Below are 23783 nucleotides of genomic sequence, written 5' to 3' on the forward strand. Positions count from 1 at the left end.
TCGATGACGAAGCAATTTAAACATGTAAGTTATTTATGGGATGAGGCCAAAGCTGCCGCGATGGCGGGCGATGAAGTGGCCCTGCTGATTTACCGTTCCAACCTCCTGGGGGCCGATCTCAGGCTCACCAACTACGGAGGAGGTAATACCAGCTGCAAGGCTACAGCTCCCGATCCGCTCACCGGCAAGCCCGTGGAGGTAATGTGGGTAAAAGGCTCCGGCGGCGATCTTGGCACCCTTCAGCGCAGCGGGCTCGCAGCGTTGTATGTAGACCGGCTCCGTGCCCTGAAAAATATCTACACCGGTATGCAGATGGAAGATGAAATGGTAGCGTTGTTCGATCATTGCATTTACGATCTCAAATCAAAAGCCCCTTCCATTGATACCCCCCTGCACGGGTTTCTGCCTTTCAAACATATCGACCACCTGCACCCCGATGCAGCCATAGCCATTGCTGCGGCGAAAGACGGGGAGCAGATCACCAAAGAACTTTTTGGCGGGAAGATAGGATGGGTACCCTGGCAGCGCCCGGGCTTCGATCTCGGCCTGCAGCTCAAACAATGCCTCGATGAGAACCCCGGCATCCGCGGTATCATGCTGGGCTCGCACGGTCTTTTCACCTGGGGAGATACGGCATATGAAAGTTATATCAACACGCTCGAAGTAATAGAGCAATGTGCGGAATACCTGGAGAAGAACCTCGGTAAGGCACGCCCTGTATTTGGCGGCCCCCGCATGGAAGCACTCCCCAAAGCCGAAAGGCTCACCAAAGCGGCAGAGCTGGCGCCGGTGCTGAGAGGGCTCGCTTCTTCGCACCAGCGTATGATCGGCCATTTCACGGATGATGAGCGCGTATTGCAGTTCATCCATTCCAACGATCTGGAGCGCCTTGCACCACTGGGTACTTCCTGCCCCGACCACTTCCTGCGTACCAAGATAAGCCCGCTGGTAGTGCATCCTGAAATGGCGGGCGACCGCCTCAAACTGGAAGCAGCATTCGAAGCATACCGCAAAATGTATGCGGCATACTACGACAGCTGTAAGCATGCCAACAGTCCCGCTATGCGCGATCCTAATCCTGTTGTGATATTGTGCCCGGGAATTGGTATGTTCACCTTCGCAAAAGACAAGCAAACGGCACGCGTGGCAGCAGAGTTTTACATCAATGCCATTAACGTGATGCGCGGCGCGGAAGCGGTATCGTCTTACACCTCGCTGCCACACCAGGAAGCGTTTGATATTGAATACTGGCTGCTGGAAGAAGCGAAGCTGCAGCGGATGCCCAAGCCTAAAGCCCTCACCGGCCGCATTGCTCTGGTAACAGGCAGCGCAGGAGGTATCGGTAAAGCCATTGCCCGGAAGTTTGCGCAGGAAGGCGCAGTTGTGGTGCTCAGTGATAACAACCCCGACCGCCTCGCCGAAGCAAAAGCAGCATTCGACAAGGAGTTTGGAAAAGATACCTGTGCTTCCGCATTGCTCGATGTTAAAGACGGACAGAATGTAGCCGGCGCATATGGCACTGCGGCACTGGCATTCGGAGGTATCGACATTGTGGTGAACTGCGCCGGACTGTCGATTTCCAAACCACTTGAAGAGCATACGGAGAAAGACTGGGATCTGCTGTACGACGTTCTTGTAAAAGGCCAGTTCTTCGTAACGCAGGCAGGTGTGGAGGTAATGCGCAAGCAAAACCTCGGTGGCGATGTGCTGAACATCGTAAGCAAGAACGCACTGGTGTCAGGGCCCAACAACGCAGCATATGGTTCAGCGAAAGCCGCGCAGCTCCACCTGAGCCGCCTGAATGCAGCAGAACTTGGGAAAGACCGCATCCGTGTAAACGTCGTGAACCCGGATGCCGTAATTGCCGACAGCACCATCTGGGCGGGCCCATGGGCCGAAGGAAGAGCGAAAGCCTATGGCGTAACGGTAGAAGAGTTACCGGCTTATTATGCGAAACGCACCCTGCTCAACCAGGTGATCCTGCCGGAAGATATCGCGGATGCCTGCTTCGCTTTTGTGGGAGGATTATTACAGAAAGCCACGGGCAATGTACTGAATGTAGACGGCGGCGTAGCCATGGCATTTGTCAGATAAAATTAGAACACCATGCAAATCGACCAGAACAAAATTGACGGATATAACAGTCAGTCGCTCCGCAAACACGAGCGGGCGCTAACATACCTGCAGGGCGAAATCCCTCATGCAGACGATATCATTCAGCAGCTGGGTGCTTTTCAGATCGCGATTCCCAGCTGGGCACTGGGTACCGGAGGCACCCGCTTCGGCCGCTTCCCTGCAGGCGGGGAACCCCGCAACCTCGAAGAAAAGATCGAAGACATAGGCCTGCTGCATCGCCTCAATCGCGCCAGCGGCGCCATCTCCCTCCATATCCCCTGGGATATCCCGGAAGATCCTGCACACATCCGTGCCCTTGCTGCCGCGCATGGCCTGAAGTTCGATGCGATGAACTCCAATACTTTCCAGGACCAGCCCGGGCAGGCACACAGTTATAAATTCGGCTCGCTGCAAAACGTGAACCGCGATGTGCGTAAGCAGGCTATCGAGCATAACATCGAAGTAATCCGCCATGGTATTGCCCTTGGCTCGGAGTCACTCACAGTTTGGCTGTCTGATGGTTCCTGCTTCCCCGGTCAGCTCAGCTTCCGGAAAGCGTTTGAGAATACGCTGGAAGGACTGCAGGAGATTTATGCAGCGCTGCCCGATAACTGGAAAATGTTCGTGGAATACAAAGCCTTCGAACCTAACTTCTATTCCACTACCGTGGGCGACTGGGGCCAATCCTATCTCTATGCTTCTAAGCTCGGGAATAAGGCATATACACTGGTAGACCTTGGCCATCACCTCCCCAATGCCAACATCGAACAGATCGTTTCGTTGTTGCTGATGGAAGGGAAGCTGGGCGGTTTCCATTTCAATGATTCGAAATACGGTGATGATGATCTTACCGTTGGCAGCATCAAGCCTTACCAGCTGTTCCTGATTTTCTGTGAACTGGTAGACGGGATGAATGCGCGTAATATGCAACACGCCACTGATCTCGGATGGATGATCGATGCTTCACATAATGTAAAAGATCCCCTCGAAGATTTACTGCAATCCGTGGAAGCGATCCAGATCGCTTATGCACAGGCTTTGCTGGTAGACCGTGCTAAGCTGACTGCCGCGCAGGAACGCAACGATGTAGTGGCCGCGCAGGAAATACTGCAGCAGGCATACCGAACAGATGTAAGGCCCCTGGTGGCAGAAGCGCGCCTCCGTTCAGGCGGTGTACTTGATCCGCTTGGAGTATATCGCGGCGAGCAGGTGCGTGCAGGACTCATCCGCGAAAGAGGGCTTGTTACCATCGCCACAGGTTTATAGATCATGAATTCAATTCCCGTTATCGCCGTACTGGACATCGGCAAAACCAATAAGAAACTATTCCTCTTCGACGAAAGTTACCGGGTGGTGCATGAGAAGAATGTGCGCCTCCCGGAAACGGCAGACGAAGACGGGGATGCCTGCGAGTGCATCCACAGCCTGCGCGATTTCGTACAGGCCTCGCTGGAAGAAGCAATGGCACTTCCAGGCGTAGATGTACGTGCTGTAAACATATCGGCCTATGGCGCCAGCCTTGTTTACATCGATGCGGATGGCCGTGCGCTCACGCCACTTTATAATTACCTGAAACCTTACCCGGAAGCATTACGCGAAGGGCTTTATACGCAATACGGCGGAAAGGCGGGCTTCTCAAGGCAAACCGCTTCTCCTGCACTGGATAGTCTCAATTCAGGCCTGCAACTATACCGTTTACAGGCAGAGCGCCCCGCGCTTTTCAATCAGGTGAAGTATGCCCTGCATTTACCGCAATATGTAAGCTACCTGCTCACTGGTATGCCCTGTGCGGATATTACCAGCCTGGGCTGCCACACGGCATTGTGGGATTTCGAAAAGAAGGATTATCACGAGTGGGTGCATGGAGAACAGCTAACCCGTGTAATGGCGCCGCTGCGCGAAGCGGGGCAGGTGATGAAGGGAAAGGCGGGAGGAAAGGAAGTGCTCACAGGGCCCGGTCTTCATGATTCATCCGCGGCTCTGATCCCTTACCTGATGCAGTTCCGCGAACCATTTGCACTTATTTCCACGGGCACCTGGTGCATCAGTCTCAATCCGTTCAATTCCACGCCGCTAACAGCGGAAGAGCTGGAGCAGGATTGCCTGTGTTACCTTTCGTACGATGCACGCCCCGTGAAAGCCTCGCGCCTCTTTTCCGGGTTTGTACATGAACGCGAAGTGGCAAGGATCGCGGAGTATTTCAACCGCCAGCCTGCCCATTACCAATCGGTAAGTTTCGTGCCGCAGTTAATGGACCGGATGGAAGCAGGCGGAGATTTCGCCACGCGCGATATGGCCGGTTTCAGGAGCGATGTGGAAGCGTATCACCAGCTCATGTACGACCTTGTTACCGCACAATACCGCTCCACATCACTGGTGCTGAATGGCGCACCGGTAAGTAAGATATTTGTGGATGGAGGCTTTGGGAAGAATGATGTATTCATGCAAATGCTGGCAGCACAATTCCCTGGTGTGGCAGTATATGCTGCAACAGTTCCGCAAGCCACGGCACTGGGAGCCGCACTGGCACTGCATAGCGCCTGGCAGCAGGGGCCGCTGCCGGAAAAGCTGATCGAACTAACCTTTTATCCCGATCCCTGCACTGAAATTCTTGGATGATAGACTTCACGATGCACCTGATCGGCAGCGACTGTTTGTAATAATTGCTGATTAGATACGTGTTAAGTGAATAGCATACAGAGTGCAAATATTTATTTGCTGCTCCATCTTATTATTTAGTCGATTAGTGCAAGCAACCTGTCGCGTACCAGCAGGCAGGCGCCCGACATACCCGCTTGTTCTCCCTTGCGGGATAACACCAGCCTGGTATCGTTATTCACCAATGTCAGGGAATATTTATTGATGGCGCTGCGGATGGGCAGCATGATGTAATCGCCCGTAGAAGCAAGCGCTCCGCCCAGGATCACCAGCTCCGGATTGAGGATATTAATGAGAATAGCGATGCCGCGGCCCAGCTTTTCACCGATCTGCGCTATAAGCTCGATGGCCAGTGTATCTTCCTGCTTCACGGCTTCGAGGATGTCTTCCAGCTGAATATCCCCCGGGTTAGGGAACCGTTTGGCCAGAATGCTGCTGGCACCTTCCCGGATGCGTTGAATGAATATGCGGGTAAGCGCCGCGCCGGAAGCTTCTGTTTCAAGGCAGCCCTTTTTGCCACAGTGACAAAGGATTTCGTTTTCGAAAACCGGAATATGGCCGATATCACCGGCAAAGCCCGATTTACCGTAGTACAATTGTCCGTTCAGCAACATTCCCATCCCGATGCCATGCTCGAGGTTGATGAAGAAGGCATTTTTTTCATTGGTATAACTGCCGCTGCTGAACTCCCCATATGCCACGGCACGGGAATCGTTTTCAAGGAAAGTGGAAATGCCCAGCCTTTGTTCGATCACTTTGCTGAGCGGGTCTTCCTGGAAATGAAAGAAGCTGTAGCTATAGCCTGATTTGAAGTTGATGCGGCCAGACAGGTTAACCCCGATGCCCAGTACCTTGCGTTTGCCTTTTCCTTTCCCGGAAGTTTCGATGAACTCACTGATGATGTCGCACAGGCGGTTGAGTGCTTCAGGGGTGTTTTTGAGATGGAAGGGCACCTTTTCCTGTGTGCGTACCAGGTTATTCCGGAAATCACCCAAACCGAGATTCACATAATACTGCTTGATATCGACCCCTACGAAGAAGAAAGAATCCGGTTCAAGGCCATATACGTTTGGCCGGCGGCCGGCTGCTGCTTCAATTTTACCGTAGTCTTTGACCAGTCCGTCAGTAATCAGTTCGTTCACCAGCTCACCCACTTTAGGCACACTGGCGTTCAGCTCCCGGCTCAGGTCAGCGATAGTGGCGTTGCCGGTATTCACGAACCACGACAATATCTGCTTCTTAAGCTGAAGATTCTTATACGCCACCCCCGTTATTTCCCCATTCCGGAGGTCTTCAAAAAATGTATGACCGGTCATCCTCGAAAAATAGCATAAATCACCTTCCGGTTATAATCTTACCTAATTAATAAAATATTTAATTAACTACTTGCATGAATGTAAAATAATTCTTTATTTAGCAGTCTAAGGATATGTTCTCCATTCGAAGCGGGATAGGAGAGCATTACAGCACCGCCCCGGCAGCCATGTTGGTCCGGAGGTGTTGGTTATTATATCATCACAAACCGCTTACACATGCTTGATAGTTCCACGTTTATTCCATAATCTTTTTCTTACGATCAATTTTCAGCAGGGTGGTGCACACCCTGCTGATATGGTATTGCCGTATGCAGCAACGGGGCAATTGGTTCCTGTTTCCATTAATGCATCCATGTGCAACGACCGGTTTAGTAGTAAATGCAGCAACATCCGTTGGTGTTAACCCAATTTTAAAAAACTGACAGATTATATGAACCTGATTCAATACGCAGGGCAATACCGGGACAACCTGCTGAATGATGTGATCCCTTTCTGGCTGAAACATTCTATAGACGAAGAGTTTGGCGGGTACTACACCTGCCTCGGCCGGGAAGGGAAAGTATTTGATACCGATAAATTCATCTGGCTCCAGGGCCGCCAGGTGTGGACGTTTTCCATGCTCTGTAACCGCCTTGGCATGCGGGAAGAATGGTTGCGCACTGCTGAACATGGTGCCGACTTTCTGCTGCGCCATGGCCGCGATGCCAACCGGCAATGGTATTTCAGTCTTACCCGCGAAGGGCGCCCGCTTATACAGGCATACAATATTTTTTCTGACTGCTTTGCCGCCATGGCCTTTGCGCAGCTGGGTAAAGCCATGGGGAGTGCGGAATACAACCAGCTGGCGCTGGATACGTTTCAAAACATCCTCACAAGGTTCGATAAGCCCAAGGGCAATTATTCCAAGGCTGTACCGGGTACACGGCCATTGAAGGGATTATCGCTGCCCATGATCCTCTCCAACCTGGTGCTGGAAGTGGAGCATGTGCTTCCTGCAGAAACGGTGGATAGTACCATTCGTGAATGTGTACGCGCTGTGATGGAAGATTTCTATGACCCGGCTACCGGGCTGATAATGGAAAATGTAACGCCGGACGGGCGTTTGTCTGACTCATTCGACGGGCGCCTTGTTTCGCCGGGGCACAGCCTGGAATCCATGTGGTTCCTCATGGATATTGCACACCGGTTGAAAGACGAAGCGCTCATGCGCAGGTGTACCGATATAGCTTTGAACATGCTTGAATTTGGATGGGATGAAGAATTCGGAGGGATTTTCTATTTTATGGACGCGAAAGGACGGCCTCCGCAACAACTGGAATGGGATCAAAAGCTCTGGTGGGTGCATCATGAAGCCATTGTGGCCATGCTGAAAGGCTACCGCTACACGGGCGATGAACGTTGCCTCGCATGGTTTAAGCGCCTGCATGATTATACCTGGAAACATTTTCACGACCCGGAATTCGGGGAATGGTTCGGCTATCTGAACCGCAGGGGAGAAGTGCTGCTGCCACTAAAAGGCGGTAAATGGAAAGGATGTTTCCATGTTCCGCGCTCTTTATTCCTCAGCTGGAAAACGCTGGAAGAGATTGCCGTTTCGCAAACTGTAACTGTAGAACCTTAAACGTCGAATATGGCCAATGTATTGATGCCTGAATTGTCTGTCCGTAACGAAATGCCGGCCGGAAAAAGTTATCTGCCTGCACTGCTTTCCCTGGCGGTACTGTATTTCATGCTGGGTTTCATCACCTGCCTGAACGATACGCTAATCCCGTATTTTAAAGCAGGGTTTACGCTGAGCTACACGGAATCGTCGCTGGTGCAGTTCTACTTCTTCGCGGTGTATGGTATTTTCTCTATTCCGGCGGGGCGCATCATCGGTAGGATCGGTTATCGCAAAGGCATGGTGACCGGGTTCCTGGTTGCAGCTGCCGGGGCGTTATTGTTTTATCCTGCCGCATTGCTGCATGCTTACTACCTTTTCCTCGGTGCATTGTTCGTGGTAGCAGTGGGTATCGTATTCATGCAGGTATCTGCCAATCCATACATTGTAGTGCTGGGCCGGCCTGAAACCGCTTCTTCCCGCATGAACCTCATCCAGAGCGTTGGCTCTATTGGAACTATAGTGGCACCATTGTTTGGCGCTGCGGTAATACTGCCGAACATGACTGCAGGCGCTTCCTCTGCTGTTAAATACCCTTACGCCGGTATAGCCCTGGTACTGGTTGTAATCAGCCTGATCCTGTGGAAGATGAAGCTCCCGGAAGTGAAGCCTGCTGTGGAAGAAGCATCTGCCAATAGCGGCAGCGCACTGGGTTTCCGTAATCTGAAGCTGGGGGCGCTGGCCATCTTTTTCTACGTAGGGGCCGAAGTAGCCGTGGGATCTTTCCTGACCAATTACATCGCAGATACACTGGCAATTACCGAACAGGAAGCTAACCGGTATGTTTCCTTTTACTGGGGCGCTATGCTGGCCGGGAGGCTTGCCGGGGTAGGAATACTGCGCTTTATGCAGCCACAGAAGCTCCTGGCGCTGAACGCACTGGCAGCCATTGCCCTCATCCTCATTTCCATATTCAGCAGCGGGGCGCTCGCAGTCTGGTCGCTTATCAGTGTTGGACTGTGCAACTCCGTAATGTTCGCCATCATCTTTTCCCTTTCTGTAAATGGATTGGGTAAACAGATGACGCAGGCATCGGGAATACTGTCTGCCGCTATTTCAGGAGGGGCTGTAATTGTAGTGCTACAGGGCTGGCTGATCGACAGTGCATCCTGGGCTACGGCCTTCATCATCCCGGTTTTATGCTATGCGTACATCGTCTTCTACGGATTAAACGGTTTTAAACCCCGCTCCGGTATTGCAAAATCGGTTTAGTTGATAAAATATATTAAAAACCTCCACTTGCTTGATAATAATTAGCATAAAATATTCCTTAGAGGCTTAGTATTTTTAAAATAATTTTATATCTTTAGCCTACACGAGAAAAATTAATATTAATACCACGTTACAGGAATACGCACATTGGAGATGATACAAGTGAAAAAGATCGTTGGTTTCCGGTGAAGGGACGGACGGGGGAAGGCTGAGCAGCGCTTCCCGCAATTTCAAAAGTAAGTTTAGCAGGAACTGGCAATATGCGATCGTTTGTGCGACGGCACAGGCGGGGTACTTTATTGTCTTTCCTGAACAAATCAGCATACAGTCAGCCAAAAAGAAAACTACGCAATGATCATGCAGTAACCGCTATTTCACATCACTGTTACCGATAACCAGCCCGGTGCGCCCGCTTCGCGCACAGGGATTGTATTGCGGTAACGGGCCCTCGTACCGATGTATTAAATCATTTAAACACGCAACAACCTACGCTATGTTATTTCCACAAAAGGTCAATTCCGGCTTTATTGCCGAAGGCATGCCCCAAAAGGCTGCCCTGCGCGTGAAATTGACGTTGGGTCTGCTTTTTGCCGGAAGCGCCGCCATTGCGGCCATACCGGAAGATAGCTACCCGGAGCATGCGAATTCCACGATCCATGCATACGCATCTCCCGCCATTCCTCATACACTACGCGATACCGGCATCGTTGTCAAAGGCCGCGTTACTGATACCATGGGGATGCCGCTCCCCGGTGTATCCATCACCCTCAAAACTGATCCGCTCAAAGGGGTACAAACAAACGGTTCGGGAGAGTTCACCATTAAACTCACCCATCCCACCACCCTTGTATTCTCTTTCATGGGATATATAAAACACGAACAGGCTGTTTCTTCATCAGGCTCCATCGAAGTGCAATTGAAAAGCTCCGATAAAATGCTGGGCGAAGTAGCCATCGTGGCTTTCGGTACGCAAAAGAAAACAACGATGGTAGGCTCAGTAACTACCATCAATCCTAAAGAACTGAAAGGGCCTACCAGTAACCTCACCACCATGCTCGCCGGAAGGCTCGCAGGTGTTATTGCCATGCAAACAAGTGGTGAACCGGGGAAAGATAATGCAGACTTCTTCATCCGCGGTGTAACCACTTTTGGCAGCGGAAAAGTAAATCCCCTCATCCTTATCGATGGCCGCGAAAGCTCTCCCAGTGATCTGGCGCGTATTCAGCCCGACGATATCTCCGGCTTCTCCATCCTTAAAGATGCTACCGCTTCCTCTCTGTATGGTGCCCGTGGTGCCAATGGGGTAATTCTCGTAGCTACCAAATCAGGGAACGTTGGCAGCACGCGCTTCAACGTACGCGGAGAGAATTCCAATTCCAGGAATACACAGAGCCTGAAACTGGCGGATAACATCACCTATATGCGGCTTGCCAACGAAGCGGCAGTGAATTCAGGTGCTATGAACCGTCCCTACACGGAAGACGACATCCGCCACCGCGTCAATAAAGACAATAAGTACGTTTATCCCGACAACGACTGGATGGGCCTGCTCCTGAAGAACAGTACCAACAACCAGCGTTACAACTTCAACGTCAGCGGTGGAGTGGAAAAGGCGCAGTATTATGTTTCCGGCACCTACAATATTGATAACGGACTGCTCCGCACGATAGACGATAATAAATTCAACAGCAACATTAAGGCGCGGAACTACGAGATCAGGTCGAATGTAAACGTAAAGCTCACCAAAACCACGGAAGCCATCATCCGTACTACAGGCCGTTTCTACGACTACCGCGGCCCGCAGGGAGGATCCAATGCCCTGCTGACGAATGTAGCGCGTGCCAACCCTGTAGCCTTTCCTGCCTATTTCCCGGCTTCTTTCGCACCAGACGAAAGAAACCCTTTGTTCGGCAGCGCACGCATGCCCAACAGCAGCCTTATGATGAACCCCTTCGCCAACGCGGTGTCCGGCTTCACGCAGAATAATAACTCTACACTCATTGCACAGCTGGAGCTGAAGCAGGACTTCGGCTTCCTCGTTCCCGGCCTCAGTGGCCGCGTAATGGCATATACTTCCCGCTACTCGGAATTTTCACTGAACCGCCGCTTCTACCCGTTCTATTATTCTGTAACGGTGGATCCTGAAGAAGGCGTTCGCGGCCTGGAGCCACTCAACCCCGGCGGTGGTACCAACTACCTCGATTTCCAGGGGGGAGACAAAACTGCCAGCATGTACACCTACATGGAAGCTGCTTTGAATTACAACCGTACGATCAGGGAAAAACATAACGTAGGGGCAATGCTCATCACCCTGCTTACCAATAAGTCAGACGCCAACGCAGGCTCCCTCACACTTTCACTCCCGCGCCGTAACCAGGGTATTTCAGGACGTTTTACCTATGACTACGACTCCCGTTACCTCATGGAATTTAACTTCGGTTATAACGGCTCCGAACGCTTCGATAAAAGGAACCGCTTCGGTTTCTTCCCCTCTGTGGGCGGCGGCTGGAACGTGAGTGAGGAGAAATGGTTCGAACCATTCCTGGGTGTAGTAAGCAGGCTGAAGTTCCGCGGAACATATGGCGTGGTGGGTAACGACCAGATAGGCCCCGATTGGGACCGCTTCTTTTACCTGCCAGACCTTTCGCTCGGTGGCGGGCCGGGTTACATGTTCGGAGACAAATGGAGTTACGGTGGCGGTGGTACCATCATCTACCGTTATCCCAACTCGTTCATTACCTGGGAGCGTGCTTATAAAACCAATATTGGCCTGGAGCTGGAGATGTTTAAAAACTTCAGTCTGCAGGCAGATATCTTCAAAGAGCGCCGTACAGACATCCTCCTCCCGAGAGCAAACATCCCCAGCACCATGGGCCTCCGCTCCATTCAGCAGGCCAACGTTGGTATTGGTGAAGGAAAGGGGATAGACATGACGCTGGAATACAAGCGCAACTTCAATCAGCATTCCTGGCTCAACCTGCGCGGTACTTTCACTTATGCAACCACAAAGATCATAGAGAACGAAGAACCGGAGTATGGGGAAGAGCTGAAGCACCTGCGCCGCGAAGGGCATTCCGATCAGGTAAGATGGGGATATGTTGCGGAACGCCTGTTTACCGATGAACATGATGTAGCCAATTCACCCCGTCAGTTTGGTATCATTGGCCTCACTGGTGGCGATATCAAGTATGTAGATATCAATGGAGACGGTGAAGTGAACGAGCGCGACATGGTACCCCTCGGGCATCCCATTCGCCCGGAAATCAACTACGGCTTTGGCTTTTCATTTAAGTACAAAGCTTTCGACATCAGTACCTTCTTTCAGGGATCGGCACGCTCATCCACTTTCATCGACGCCGGAGGCATTGCTCCGTTCATTCAGCAGGAGAATACACAGCGTGGCTTGCTGAAGGTGATAGCAGACAATCACTGGTCGGAGTCTAACCAGGACCCTTATGCCTTCTGGCCGCGCATCCGCTCTGTTGGCTGGCCTAATAACACGGTAATGTCGTCGTGGTGGTTGCGCAATGGCGGATTCCTTCGCCTCAAAACGGTAGAGCTGGGTTACGAATTACCCGACCGCTACCTCAGGCGCATGCACCTCAACGCACTCCGCTTTTACGTGAACGGGCTCAACCTGCTTACTTTCAGCACCTTCAAGCTGTGGGATCCCGAAATGGGTGGTGTTCAGACCAGCGGATACAACAATGCCTTCAACTATCCCGTACAGCGGGTGATCAACGCCGGCATCAACATCGGTTTCTAATTTCCTGACACAAGAACGTAATCATCATGAAACGAAATTTCAGATTCATGCTATACAGCACGGTATTGGCAACCGCCCTGGGAACGGCCTCCTGCGAGAAAGGATTCCTGGACGTGGTGCCCGATAACGTGCCCACGCTTAACGATGCTTTTTCTAATAAAACAGAAGCGGAAAAATATCTCCGTGCATGCTATTCCTTCCTGCCATCTGTAGACCCCGTGAGCAATATCCAGTTCTTCGGGGCAGATGATATGTGGACTTACCGCTATAATCATTACTCCTATCAGTCTCCCTGGAAAATAGCCCTGGGTGAGCAGAACGCAGGCGATCCCTGGGTAAACTTCTGGGATGGCGGCAATCACGGAACAAACTACTGGGTAGCCATCCGTGAGTGTAACATCTTCCTGGAGAATATGTATGAGAACGGTACCACCCGCCGCATACCTTACCTGAGCCCGGATGATCAGAAACGCTGGATTGCAGAGGTAACCTTCCTGAAAGTGTTTTATCATTTCTACCTGATGAAGCTCTACGGGCCTATTCCCATTACAGACGTGAATATACCCGTGAGTGCATCGCCGGAAGAAGTGAAAGTGTTCCGCCAGCCTGTAGACCAGGTAGCGCAATACCTCGTCAGTAAACTCGACGAAGTGATACCCATGCTGCCTACAGTTGTGAAAGACAGGGCCGAAGAACTGGGCCGTATCACGAAGCCGGCGGCTATGATGCTGAAAGCACGCATCCTGCTGGCATGGGCCAGCCCGCTGTTTAACGGCAATACTGATTTTGCCGGTTTCAAAGACAAAAAAGGCACTCCTCTCTTCAACCCCACTTACGATGCCAACCGCTGGACCCTTGCCGCCAAAGCAGCGGAAGAAGCAGTGGCGGAATGCGCAGGTGCAGGCATTCAGTTGTTCGGGTTCAGCTCTCCGTTCGTAACCATCACCAATGGTACCCGTGTGCAGCTGAGCACATCCGGTGCACTCAATACCCGCGAGAATCCTGAAGCCATCTGGGTGCTGACAGGCCGTGCAGAGCAAACCGGTGTACTGCAGACGCACTGTGCGCCGAAATACCTCATGTCCAGCAGGAACAACTACTTCGGAGGCTATATGTCGCCCACCATCAAAATGGCGGAAAGCTTTTATACGAAGAACGGTGTTCCCATTTCTGAAGACAAAACCTGGGATTACCAGGGCCGTTACAACCTCCGCGTAGCTACCCACGACGAACGTTTCCATATCCAGGAAGGCTATACAACGGTTAGCATGCACTACGACCGGGAAGAACGATTCTATGCCAGCCTCGCATTCGACGGTTCCCGCTTTTTCCTGGAAGGCAACAAGTCTGACGACCTCGCCTCCAACATACAGGCCAAGTTCGGGCAAACGCAGGGCAAGTCCAGTGAAGAGTTTTATTGTGTGACAGGGTACTTCCCGAAGAAGATCATCAACTACAAATTCAACCAGACGGATCAGGGTGTTACCACCGAGAAATGGCCCTGGCCCGAAATGCGGCTTGCAGATCTTTACCTCATTTATGCCGAAGCGCTTAACGAATCAGGTAACAGTACGCGTGCCATCGAATATTTAGATAAAGTACGCGAAAGAGCAGGACTGAAAGGTGTAGCGGAATCATGGTCCAACTTCTCGAACCAGCCTGCCAAATACACTACCAAAGAAGGGCTGCGGGAAATCATCCGCCAGGAGAGGCTCATAGAGCTGTCGTTCGAAGGACAACGGCTTTGGGACCTTCGCCGCTGGAAGAAAGCAGTGGAATACTTTAACCAGCCTGTGGAAGGGTGGGATATTGTGCAGAAAAGTGCCGCAGATTATTACCGGAAAAAGCAATTGTACATGCAGAGGTTCGTGGCGCCGAGGGATTATCTGTGGCCGATCAAACAGAGTAACCTCATCATCAATACTAACCTTTTGCAAAACCCCGGGTGGTAAATTTCCTAACGCCAAACGTAATCCATCATGAAAAAATTCCCGATTATACTTTCGCTGGGCGCTTTACTTTTCTCCTGCAAAGAAGAGAAGCCGCTCACCCCGCTGGCAAACGATCCTAATCCTCCGGGCCAGGTCGCCAATGTGCAGATCACCCCGGAGCCGGGTGGCGCTCATATCAGCTATGCACTTCCCAAAAGCCAGAACCTTTCTTACATATCGGCTGAGGTCACTACCCGCCAGGGTACGGTACGCACTTTCAAATCATCGTTTTATACCAACCAGATCCGTATCGAAGGGCTGGGCGATGAAAGCGAGTATGAAGTACGCCTCTATTCCGTGAACGGTGCAGAAGTACGATCCGAACCGGTAGTGAAGAAGTTTACGCCAACGCTGCCGCCTTACCTGAAAGTGTTCAAAACACTGCAGCTGCTTGGTGACTTTGGCGGCATCCGTCTTACCTACCTGAACCCCGATAAACAATCGCTTCAGGCAATCCTCATCGGCCCCGATTCGCTGGGCCGTATCAAACAGATCAACGCTGCCACGCTCGGAGAAGAAGCCGGCAGAGTGAATTTCAGGGGACTGAAGGATCAGGAAACCCGCTTCGGCATGTATCTCGAAGACCGCTGGGGGAACCGGACAGACACATTGTTCGCCACCCTTACGCCCCTGTTCGAAACACAGCTCGACAAATCGAAATTCCGTAATTACCGCATGCCCAACGATTCAAAACTGGTAGACCAGTGGAACATTTCCGTAGGCTTCGCGTTCGACGGTAAATGGTCGTCTGTTTGGGGATCTCCCTACGACGGTAATGGCAACAACTGGCTGAACATATCTACCGACCAGCTCACTGTAGACCCTACCTGGATCACGTTTGATATGGGTACGAAAAACAAACTGAGCCGGTTCCGCGTCAACCACTATTACAGGTACATCAACCGCGGGATGAAGAGATATGAGATCTGGGGATCGAACGATCCGAACCCGGACGGCAGCTGGGACAGCTGGACGAAACTGATCAGTTACGAGCAGAAGAAACCTTCCGGCTTACCGTACGAAACCTACAACGATGCAGATGCTGCGGCATGGCTGCTGGGTGATCAGGCAGATTTCCCGCTCACGGCACCTGCTGTACGTTACCTCCGCATCCGCTGCCTGGAGAACTGGCAGGGTACGGGCGACCTGAGTTTCTCTGAAATCACCCTGTACGGACAACCGATGTAACCGACAATTCAAAAATTCGCACATGAAAAAACTAATGCTCTCGATATTATCCCTGGCTGCGGTACTGGCCTGGGCAGGTTGCTCGAAGATCGACGACTACCGCGAATTTGCCGCCGGCAGAATGCATAAGTACGCGGGGAAGGTGGATTCACTCAAACTCTTTCCCGGTAACGGACGCGTTGTGCTGAGCTGGCTGCTGATCGCAGATCCTAATGTGAACAAGGTGACCATCAAGTTCAATGGCACCGATTCTGTTACCGTACCGGTAACCCGTTCCCAGCATCAGGATTCCATTACCTACGAATTCTCACCATTGCCGGAAGCTACGCATAACTATACGGTGATCACCACCAATACATTTGGCGAACGCTCAGTTCCGGTATATGTTTCCGGGAAATCGTATGGAGAGAATTACACCAAAGCGCTGCTTAATCGTCCGCTGGAAGATGCCTGGCTGGCAGAGAATGGGAATGCAACCCTGAAATGGGGTGCAAGGGAAGAAACCTGCCTTGGTGTTAAGATATCCTGGACCAAAAACAATGGTTCCAAAGCGGAGCGTTACCTCGCAGAAGCTACTCCTGAAATTGTGCTGGAAGATTATAAACCGGGAACGCCCTTCACTTACCGTACGCTTTTCAAGCCAGAGCCCCTGGCGGTTGATACCTTTTATGCAGCGCCGGTTTCCATGCTGCTGAAGCGCGAAGTGGTTACGCATAAGTATCTTAAGAATTTCCGCCGTCCCTTTGCTATCGGTGAATGGGATGGTGAGCGGTGGGGTACTCCTGCATACTGGAATGTTACTGCATCCGCCAAAACCCGTGGCGGGTTGTATGGCGGGTTCGATAACCTTGGCGGTGCAGCAACATTCGGTTTTGAGAAGTGGGAGGGTGAAACTGCCATCAATAACGGTAAAGCTTCGCAAACCGTTACCCTGCCTGCCGGAACCTATGAAGTAGTACTGAATCTGGGAGAAGGTGAATGGTACCTCGGCACCCGTGGAAACGATGTGCGTTACCTCGCAGCGGCCACTGGTAATGCATTACCCGATTACAACGCTATGGGCAATGCGCTTGTTTATAAGAATTTCTCAGGCCTTACACGTTCCGGCATCCGGTTTACGGTAGACGGGACAAGCCCGGTAACAATAGGTTTCGTGATGAACTGGGTATCCTGGGAGGCACAGTTTTTCCGCGCACAGGAAATTATATTAAATCACATACCCAAATAATTCTGAAAGATGCTAAAACTGACGATTAGTGGGATGATGGCGATATGGATGACGGTGGCCGGATTGGCCACCACATCCTGCCACAAGGCAGCGCTGGATACTGCCGCAAAGCCTTTAACTGTAGCCGGTAAACCCGCGCCGGCCCCGCTGCCTGCATATTACATTTCTGACCTGGCACTCATCTACCAGGGCGGTACCCACCGCTTTCCCTGGACGGCCGACCAGCTGAAGCCCTACCTCTTCAGAAGCGGCACAGCAGGGCTTGAATGGCTGTACGACGGTTTCCTGTTCATTGAGTTCAAAGACAATCTCGGCTACGAATATGCGGAAGGCTATGGCCAGCAGCCCGCAGGCAAAGCACAATGGCTGTGGCTGCTGCAGCGCAACTTCGAGCAGGGTAAAGCCATCCATGCGCTGGAAGGGATGCTCGACAGCCTAAAGGCACAGGGCCAGATACCCCAGCGTAAAAGAAAGGTAGTGCTTACCCTGCCGGAACCCATCGGCACGAATGATAACTGGGGTGAGCTGAATGGCCGGCAGATGAACTTCGCCTATATCGCAGACAGGGTAGCCGCCTGCCAGTGGTACATCGATACCGCCATGACCATGTGGAATGCTGCTAACCTGGAGCACCTGGAACTGAGCGGCTTCTATTGGGTGGCGGAACAGAATACAGGAGCGGTGGAGATATTGCCTACGGTTTCGGCGAAGATCCATGAGCGTAACAAACGCTTCTACTGGATCCCCTACTACGGTGCTGCCGGGGCGGCACAGTGGAAAACTATGGGCTTCGATATTGCCTATCAGCAGCCTAATTACTTCTTCGACCTCAATTCTCCCTACAGCATTCTCACCGGCGCTATACGGTTTGCACAACAGAATAAAATGGCGCTTGAAATGGAGTTCGACAACCGGCTCATCACCAATGCCGGTTATCAGAAAAAATATACCGATTATATAAACGAGTTTGAAAAAGCCGGTGCGTGGAGTAATTTACCTGTCGCTTATTACGAAGGCGGGGGAGCATGGTACGAAATGAGCCTTCAGACGGATCCCGTGATTGTCGGATTGTACAAGCGGCTTGCAGATATTATCGCCAAAAGACATAGAGACACCGACGCACGTTCTCGGTAAAAAAACAGACACACGTTAATGAGAAAATTATGGATGTTCGGGTGCATGCTGGCATTAGCAGCCTGCTCGCGCAAATCGCCCGGAAACAAAGTATTACTCCTGCAAACCGCAGGCAGCACGGAAACCATTTTAAACGCCGCAAAAGCCACGGCAGAAGCAAACGGATGGGAAGTTGTGGAGGGAAATAAATACTCCCTCCACCCCGATTCCTTACAGGGAGTCAGAACCATCGTCAGCAACTGGTCGTACCCCGACAGTCTGGATCACCGTCAGCTCAACGCGCTTCAGCGCTTCCTCGAAGCTGGAGGTACCTGGGCTGTGGCGAAAGACTCCGTGTTTAAACTGAAGGGATGGCCCTGGCTCAACGATCTGGCTGATAACAGGCAGGTATTTATGAGCGAAGCAGCTGCTATTGATGCAGCCATCCTAAAAGCCGGCGAGGAAGCTTCCGGGCTTGATTATACCGCATGCACCACAACCGCCATTCCTGAGAATAACCGATACACCTACACGATGCTGGCGCAGGGGCTTGATGAGCCGCTGCAGCTGGCCGTACTGCCGGGGAACGATGTCATGTTCGCAGAAAGGAAAGGGGCCGTACGCCTTTACCGTGCAAAAGAAAAAGATGTCATCACCCTCGCCCAGTTTAACGTGTACAGCGGCCTGGAAGATGGATTGCTCGGCGTGGCCCTTGATCCTGAATTCGATAAAAATCACTGGATCTATTTCTTCTACGCAGTAGGAGGAGATGTACCGGTTAGCCGCCTCACCCGCATGGAAATGCGCGACCAGAAGCTGCTGCCCGAAACAGAGAAAACCCTCCTCGAAATACCCACCCAGCGCAAGCATTGCTGCCACTCCGCCGGGTATCTTGAGTTCGGTTCCGATAACCTCCTTTACCTCTCCACCGGTGATAATACCAATGCGGAAGAAACAGAAGGCTATACTCCGGTAGACGAGCGCCCGGGACGCGAACTGGCCGATGATCAGGCTACTTCCGCTTCCTCGGCAGACCTCCGCGGGAAAATCATCCGCATCCGCCCCAAAGCAGATGGCACTTATGAGATACCGGATGGAAACCTTTTCCCGAAAGATGGTTCCAAAGGCCGTCCCGAGATTTATGTAATGGGTTGCCGCAATCCATTCCGCTTTTCGGTAGACCGTAAGAACCAGTATGTTTATTGGGGAGATGTAGGGCCCGATACCAAAGTTCCCGGCAGCGAAGGCACCATCAGCTATGATGAGGTAAACCAGGCACGCAAGCCCGGCTTCTTCGGATGGCCGTACTTTTTGGGTGAGAACGAAGGCTTGCCGAAATGGAACTTCGAAACCAAAACCGAAGGCCCCAGGCCGGATCCTGCAAAACCCATGAATACATCGCCCAACAATAAGGGTGTGAAAGAACTGCCACCCGCACAGCCGGCCATGATCTGGTTTGGCGACGGGCCTTCCGCTAAATTCCCTCTCGTGGGTAAAGGCGGACAGAGTGTAATGGCAGGACCTGTTTATTATGCCGATCAGTTCAAGGATGCGGAATACAAACTGTCTGATTACTACGATGGCAAGCTGTTTATCTACGACTGGGTGCGCCGCTGGATCATGGCGGTAACGCTGGATAAGGATCACAACTACGTTCGCATGGAGCCGTTCCTTGATCACCTGGCGCCCGCAGCACCTATTGATCTGCGCTTCGCGAAAGACGGCTCGCTTTATATGCTGGAGTACGGTACCAACTGGTTTTCCCGTAACATGGATGCACGCCTCGTCCGTATTACTTATGCAGACGGTAACCGCAGGCCGGTAGCAGGTATTGCGGCCGATGAACTGACGGGCTCCGCACCCATGACGGTGAACCTTTCCCCAAAAGGCTCTGCTGATCCCGACCGGCAGGATAAACTGCATTACAAATGGAGCATAGAAGGCAGGGAGTACGCAGATTCTGCGGTTTCCCACGTCTTCAACAAGCCGGGTGTATACAAGGTGTTGCTGACTGTTACTGACGATCACGAAGCATTTGATACCACCTCCCTCTACATCAAAGCCGGTAACGCACCGCCAACAGTAAATATCGAAACCGACGCGAATAAAACCTTCTATTGGGACAATGCGCCTTTCCCATACAAAATCACCGCTTCCGATAAGGAAGACGGCACCGTGCCACCGGAAAAGATTACGGTAGGCTTCAGCTACATCCCTTATGGCCGCGATATGGCCGGGGTACTTACGCAGGGAGGTGCATTACCCGCCCCGAAAGGGAAGGAGCTGTTTTACTCACTCGACTGTAAGGCCTGTCATACCGAGAACACCGTATCCGTAGGCCCCAGCCTGATGGATATTGCCGGGAAGTATGCCCATAATGAAAAGAACACGGCTTTGCTGGCCGATAAGGTGATCCGTGGTGGCAGCGGCGTTTGGGGCAACAGGCCCATGAGCGCCCACCCCGGTATGGCGGTGGAAGAGGCAAAGATGATCGTGGATTATATTTTATCGCTGAAATCTACCGGTACCACCCTCGCTACACAGGGCACACTTGTGCTGAAAGACCATATCGGCAAATCCGCTTCGGGTGTATACCTGATGAGTGCCCGCTATACCGATGGTGGTGCCAATGGAATTGAAGCGCTTACGGGCCAGCGGTACATCATGCTCCGCCACCCCAAACTGGAAGCGGAAGACCGGGATTTCGACCACAACATGCATTTCCTGAACTACATCAGCCAGTTGCTCAGTTATGGCAATGTGAAAGACGGGAGCTATTTCATGTACAGGAACATCGACCTCACCCGCGTAACCCGTGCCCGGTTCCGGATAATGTTGCAGGGTGCGGGCGGTACGCTGCAGCTGCATGTATCGGCCAAAGATGGCCCTGTCGTGTGCGAATTGAAGGTGCCTGCGGGTAACAAGGGAGAGTGGGTAGAGCTGGAAGCCCCGGTGCTGAATAGCCCCGGCCCCACAGACCTCTACTTTGTATTCAGCAACCCCGGCCAGGGCCAGCTCTTCAGCCTCGACTGGACCCATTTCCTGCAGTAAAGTAGAAAACCCGGGCGCGCTGGCAAGAGCCGCTCACCAGATAAAGCAAAAGCCGCCCCGCTCCGGGCGGCTTTGCTATTTTAAGGGCCATAACCAGCCTGCCAGCCCCGGCTTACAGGTAAGGTAAAGAAGGGTTAAAGAAGGGTTAAAGAAGGGTTAAAGTATACTTAATGTAGGTATAATGTATATCTAGGGTACCTGAAAGCCCCTGTTAGCGCCCTTTTAGCCCCTAAATAGGGGTAGTTTATATACGAATTACCCTACTATTCACTAACCTTTACCCCCTGGTTTGAAAATAAATATCCCCTGCCAATCACCCTTTTTCCTATTTCGATTACCAATTACAGGACGGGGGCATTAGAAATCAGCTCAGTGTTACCTGCCAATAACCTATTAAAAAATAAATTCATGAACAAGCGGCGGCGCATTATTCCTCTTCTTTTACTGATAGGGGTTATTTGTAGTTTGTTATTAGGATCGTTTACAGGTTGCCGTGTATTTAAAAAGCCTGAGCCCCGGTTGCCCGCTAAGTTAACGGTCCGGATATTTAACATCACCCCTGAAAGGGCTGCACTAAAAATTGAAGGGGCATATTACAACCCTAACAACTATGCCTTCACTTTTAAAGGCGGTGATCTGGACCTGATGCTGGATACTTTCCACCTGGGGCGCGTTCATCTGGATACTGTTATTGAGGTGCCGGCACACGCGGTATTTAATGTGCCGGTAGTTTTAGAGCCTGATTTTAATAAGCTCGGCCAGTCGGGTATTAACCTGGCCGATTCGGTTAAGATCTCTTTTAAAGGAGATATGAAAGGAAGCGTTGGAGTATTCTCCCGCACTGTGCGGATAGAGTATGAAGGCATCCATTACCTGGATCTGCAGATGCCGTAGGCCATGAGCTATGCTGGAATAGGAAAGCCGCCTTTTTCGGGCGGCTTTTACGTGTTACTTTTCCGGTTGACGGTATTGAATCAGTGAGGCAATTTTTCTGAAAGGGTGGATTGTAGCAACCGCAACTCTATGTCGGTTCCTTTAAGATTGTTATAGATTACACGGCCTGATTTGTCGAGCAGGTAAAGCTGGGGGATGGGTGCATATCCCATAGCATTATACAGCCTGAGGTCTCCATGCACCTGTGTCCAATTCATAGCATGTTTGGTGATGGCCGTGCGGAAGGCCTGAGCATTTTGGTCGATACTGATGGAGAGTATCGTGAACGGCGCCTGGCGATGTTGTTCATGGATACGCCTGATTACAGGCATTTCGTTGATACAGGGAATACACCAGGAGGCCCAGAATTGTATCAGCACATACTTTCCTCTCAATGATTCCGAGGTAATGATATTGTTGTTGATATCCGTTACTGAAAATTCCGGGAAATGTGATTTGGTGGCAATGGCGATTTTATTATTCAGCACAGATACCATGTATTCCGACGCTTTGGATGATTTGTATTTTTCCGGAAAAATCTTGTTGTATGTAGCCAGCATCGAGTCGGGACTAATAACATTGGATTTGTATGTATTATTCAGGAAAGTCCAGAAAGAAGCGTAAAGGCCGGGGTGCTGTCTGATGAATTCCAGTTTTTTGAATATAACGGTATCACCCAGATCCAACATTTTCTGAACAAGATTTTCATCCGCGCCGAATCTTCTTTTATTCCGGTGGTAGAAGGCCATCTGGCTGTCTTGCTTTTCTTTTATATAGGCATCCAGTTCAAGGCCCCCCATTTCCTCATAAGGAAAGATATTCTTTGAATCCTTTTTGTTTATGTAGAAGGGCTCATTTACCGAATGGCCGGGAGTTACTGATACGATGATGTTGCCTTTACCGAAGAAAATTCTTTTGGCGAACCCGGCAGTGTCCTGTCCGGGATAAGCCACGAAAATATGGCCATACGGACTAAAAAGCCTGCCGCGCCAGGTATGTGTTTCATTTAGTTTTAACCGTTGTTCCTGAATGCCATCGTGAATGGAAATGGTGAGCCGGTTGCTGTCCAGTCCCGGATGGAGTATGAATCTGATGTAAGTTGAATCATTGGCGAAAGCGAAGGTGCTGTAACAGAACAGTGCAGCGGATAGGATGAGCGTTCTTTGAAGCATTAGAAAGGGAGTCATGGGCAATTGATGTTTCTGTACATGAAGGGAAAGGCTATACGCACATGGTCATGACAGGTAAATTATAGCATTTGAAGTTGCCCGCTATGAAATGCTTTGTTAAAAATGGAGGGGATCGTGGTTTTGGGTCGGACTCGAACCTGCATACCTTTCGGCACCAGATCCTAAGTCTGGCGTGTCAAGATCAAATTGCAGCCGCATCGGAACAATAAAAAAAGGGAACCTATGGTTCCCTTAATAAGTGCGGATGATAGGACTCGAACCTACATACCTTGCGGCACCAGATCCTAAGTCTGGGCGTGTCATAATCAAATTGCAGCCGCATCAACTGTATAAAGTTCTGGGAAAAGAAAAGGGAACACCTG

At 51.3% G+C, this 23783-nt stretch carries 14 protein-coding genes and 1 tRNA gene; 12 read left to right on the forward strand and 3 right to left on the reverse strand.

All coding sequences use genetic code 11. From position 1 onward, the window contains the following. Positions 1-3: 3 nt before the first annotated feature. From DEV76_RS20500 to DEV76_RS20510, 3 genes are read left to right on the forward strand one after another with little or no spacing between them, the layout of a single operon-like run. A complete protein-coding gene (locus DEV76_RS20500) occupies positions 4-2094 on the forward strand; it encodes a bifunctional aldolase/short-chain dehydrogenase (RefSeq protein WP_109699804.1) in 2091 nt (696 codons plus the stop codon). Between the two features lie 12 nt (positions 2095-2106). After that, entirely contained in the window at positions 2107-3381 is a 1275-nt protein-coding gene (locus DEV76_RS20505; RefSeq protein ID WP_109699805.1) for a sugar isomerase, read from the forward strand. A 3-nt stretch (positions 3382-3384) separates the two neighbouring features. After that, positions 3385-4734 carry an FGGY-family carbohydrate kinase gene (locus DEV76_RS20510; protein ID WP_109699806.1) on the forward strand — a complete coding sequence of 450 codons (1350 nt, stop codon included), beginning with the start codon at positions 3385-3387 and terminating at the stop codon, positions 4732-4734. A gap of 116 nt (positions 4735-4850) precedes the next feature. Here the strand turns inward: DEV76_RS20510 and DEV76_RS20515 are convergent, their stop codons facing one another. Further along, positions 4851-6089, reverse strand: coding sequence for an ROK family protein (locus tag DEV76_RS20515; protein ID WP_109699807.1), 1239 nt, complete (start codon positions 6087-6089; stop codon positions 4851-4853). Positions 6090-6519: 430 nt separating this feature from the next. Here DEV76_RS20515 and DEV76_RS20520 point away from each other — a divergent pair, with 430 nt between their 5' ends. From DEV76_RS20520 to DEV76_RS20560, 9 genes are all read left to right on the forward strand, one after another. Further along, entirely contained in the window at positions 6520-7710 is a 1191-nt protein-coding gene (locus DEV76_RS20520; RefSeq protein WP_109699808.1) for an AGE family epimerase/isomerase, read from the forward strand. A gap of 9 nt (positions 7711-7719) precedes the next feature. Beyond that, entirely contained in the window at positions 7720-8961 is a 1242-nt protein-coding gene (locus DEV76_RS20525; protein WP_198652149.1) for a sugar MFS transporter, read from the forward strand. Positions 8962-9454: 493 nt separating this feature from the next. After that, positions 9455-12727 carry a SusC/RagA family TonB-linked outer membrane protein gene (locus DEV76_RS20530; protein ID WP_232827005.1) on the forward strand — a complete coding sequence of 1091 codons (3273 nt, stop codon included), beginning with the start codon at positions 9455-9457 and terminating at the stop codon, positions 12725-12727. Positions 12728-12774: 47 nt separating this feature from the next. Beyond that, positions 12775-14679, forward strand: coding sequence for a RagB/SusD family nutrient uptake outer membrane protein (locus DEV76_RS20535; protein ID WP_198652150.1), 1905 nt, complete (start codon positions 12775-12777; stop codon positions 14677-14679). A gap of 27 nt (positions 14680-14706) precedes the next feature. Further along, entirely contained in the window at positions 14707-15906 is a 1200-nt protein-coding gene (locus DEV76_RS20540; RefSeq protein WP_109699810.1) for a DUF5000 domain-containing lipoprotein, read from the forward strand. A 22-nt stretch (positions 15907-15928) separates the two neighbouring features. Next, on the forward strand, positions 15929-17134 hold the full coding sequence (locus tag DEV76_RS20545) for a DUF4998 domain-containing protein (protein ID WP_109699811.1): 1206 nt from the start codon (positions 15929-15931) through the stop codon (positions 17132-17134). A 9-nt stretch (positions 17135-17143) separates the two neighbouring features. Further along, complete coding sequence (locus DEV76_RS20550; RefSeq protein ID WP_109699812.1) at positions 17144-18268, forward strand: DUF4855 domain-containing protein; 1125 nt, start codon at positions 17144-17146, stop codon at positions 18266-18268. An 18-nt stretch (positions 18269-18286) separates the two neighbouring features. Continuing rightward, the gene (locus tag DEV76_RS20555) at positions 18287-21298 is read left to right on the forward strand and encodes a PQQ-dependent sugar dehydrogenase (protein ID WP_109699813.1); all 3012 of its coding nucleotides are present in this window, start codon (positions 18287-18289) and stop codon (positions 21296-21298) included. A 408-nt stretch (positions 21299-21706) separates the two neighbouring features. Then, on the forward strand, positions 21707-22192 hold the full coding sequence (locus DEV76_RS20560; protein ID WP_232827006.1) for an NDR1/HIN1-like protein: 486 nt from the start codon (positions 21707-21709) through the stop codon (positions 22190-22192). Positions 22193-22272: 80 nt separating this feature from the next. Here DEV76_RS20560 and DEV76_RS20565 read toward each other — a convergent pair whose 3' ends face one another. After that, positions 22273-23403 carry a TlpA family protein disulfide reductase gene (locus DEV76_RS20565; RefSeq protein ID WP_157963016.1) on the reverse strand — a complete coding sequence of 377 codons (1131 nt, stop codon included), beginning with the start codon at positions 23401-23403 and terminating at the stop codon, positions 22273-22275. A gap of 257 nt (positions 23404-23660) precedes the next feature. After that, positions 23661-23741, reverse strand: a tRNA-OTHER gene (locus DEV76_RS26005). Positions 23742-23783: the final 42 nt, after the last annotated feature.

Origin of the sequence: Chitinophaga deserti (genome assembly GCF_003149455.1) — a bacterium.
In the GTDB taxonomy this organism is placed as follows: domain Bacteria; phylum Bacteroidota; class Bacteroidia; order Chitinophagales; family Chitinophagaceae; genus Chitinophaga; species Chitinophaga deserti.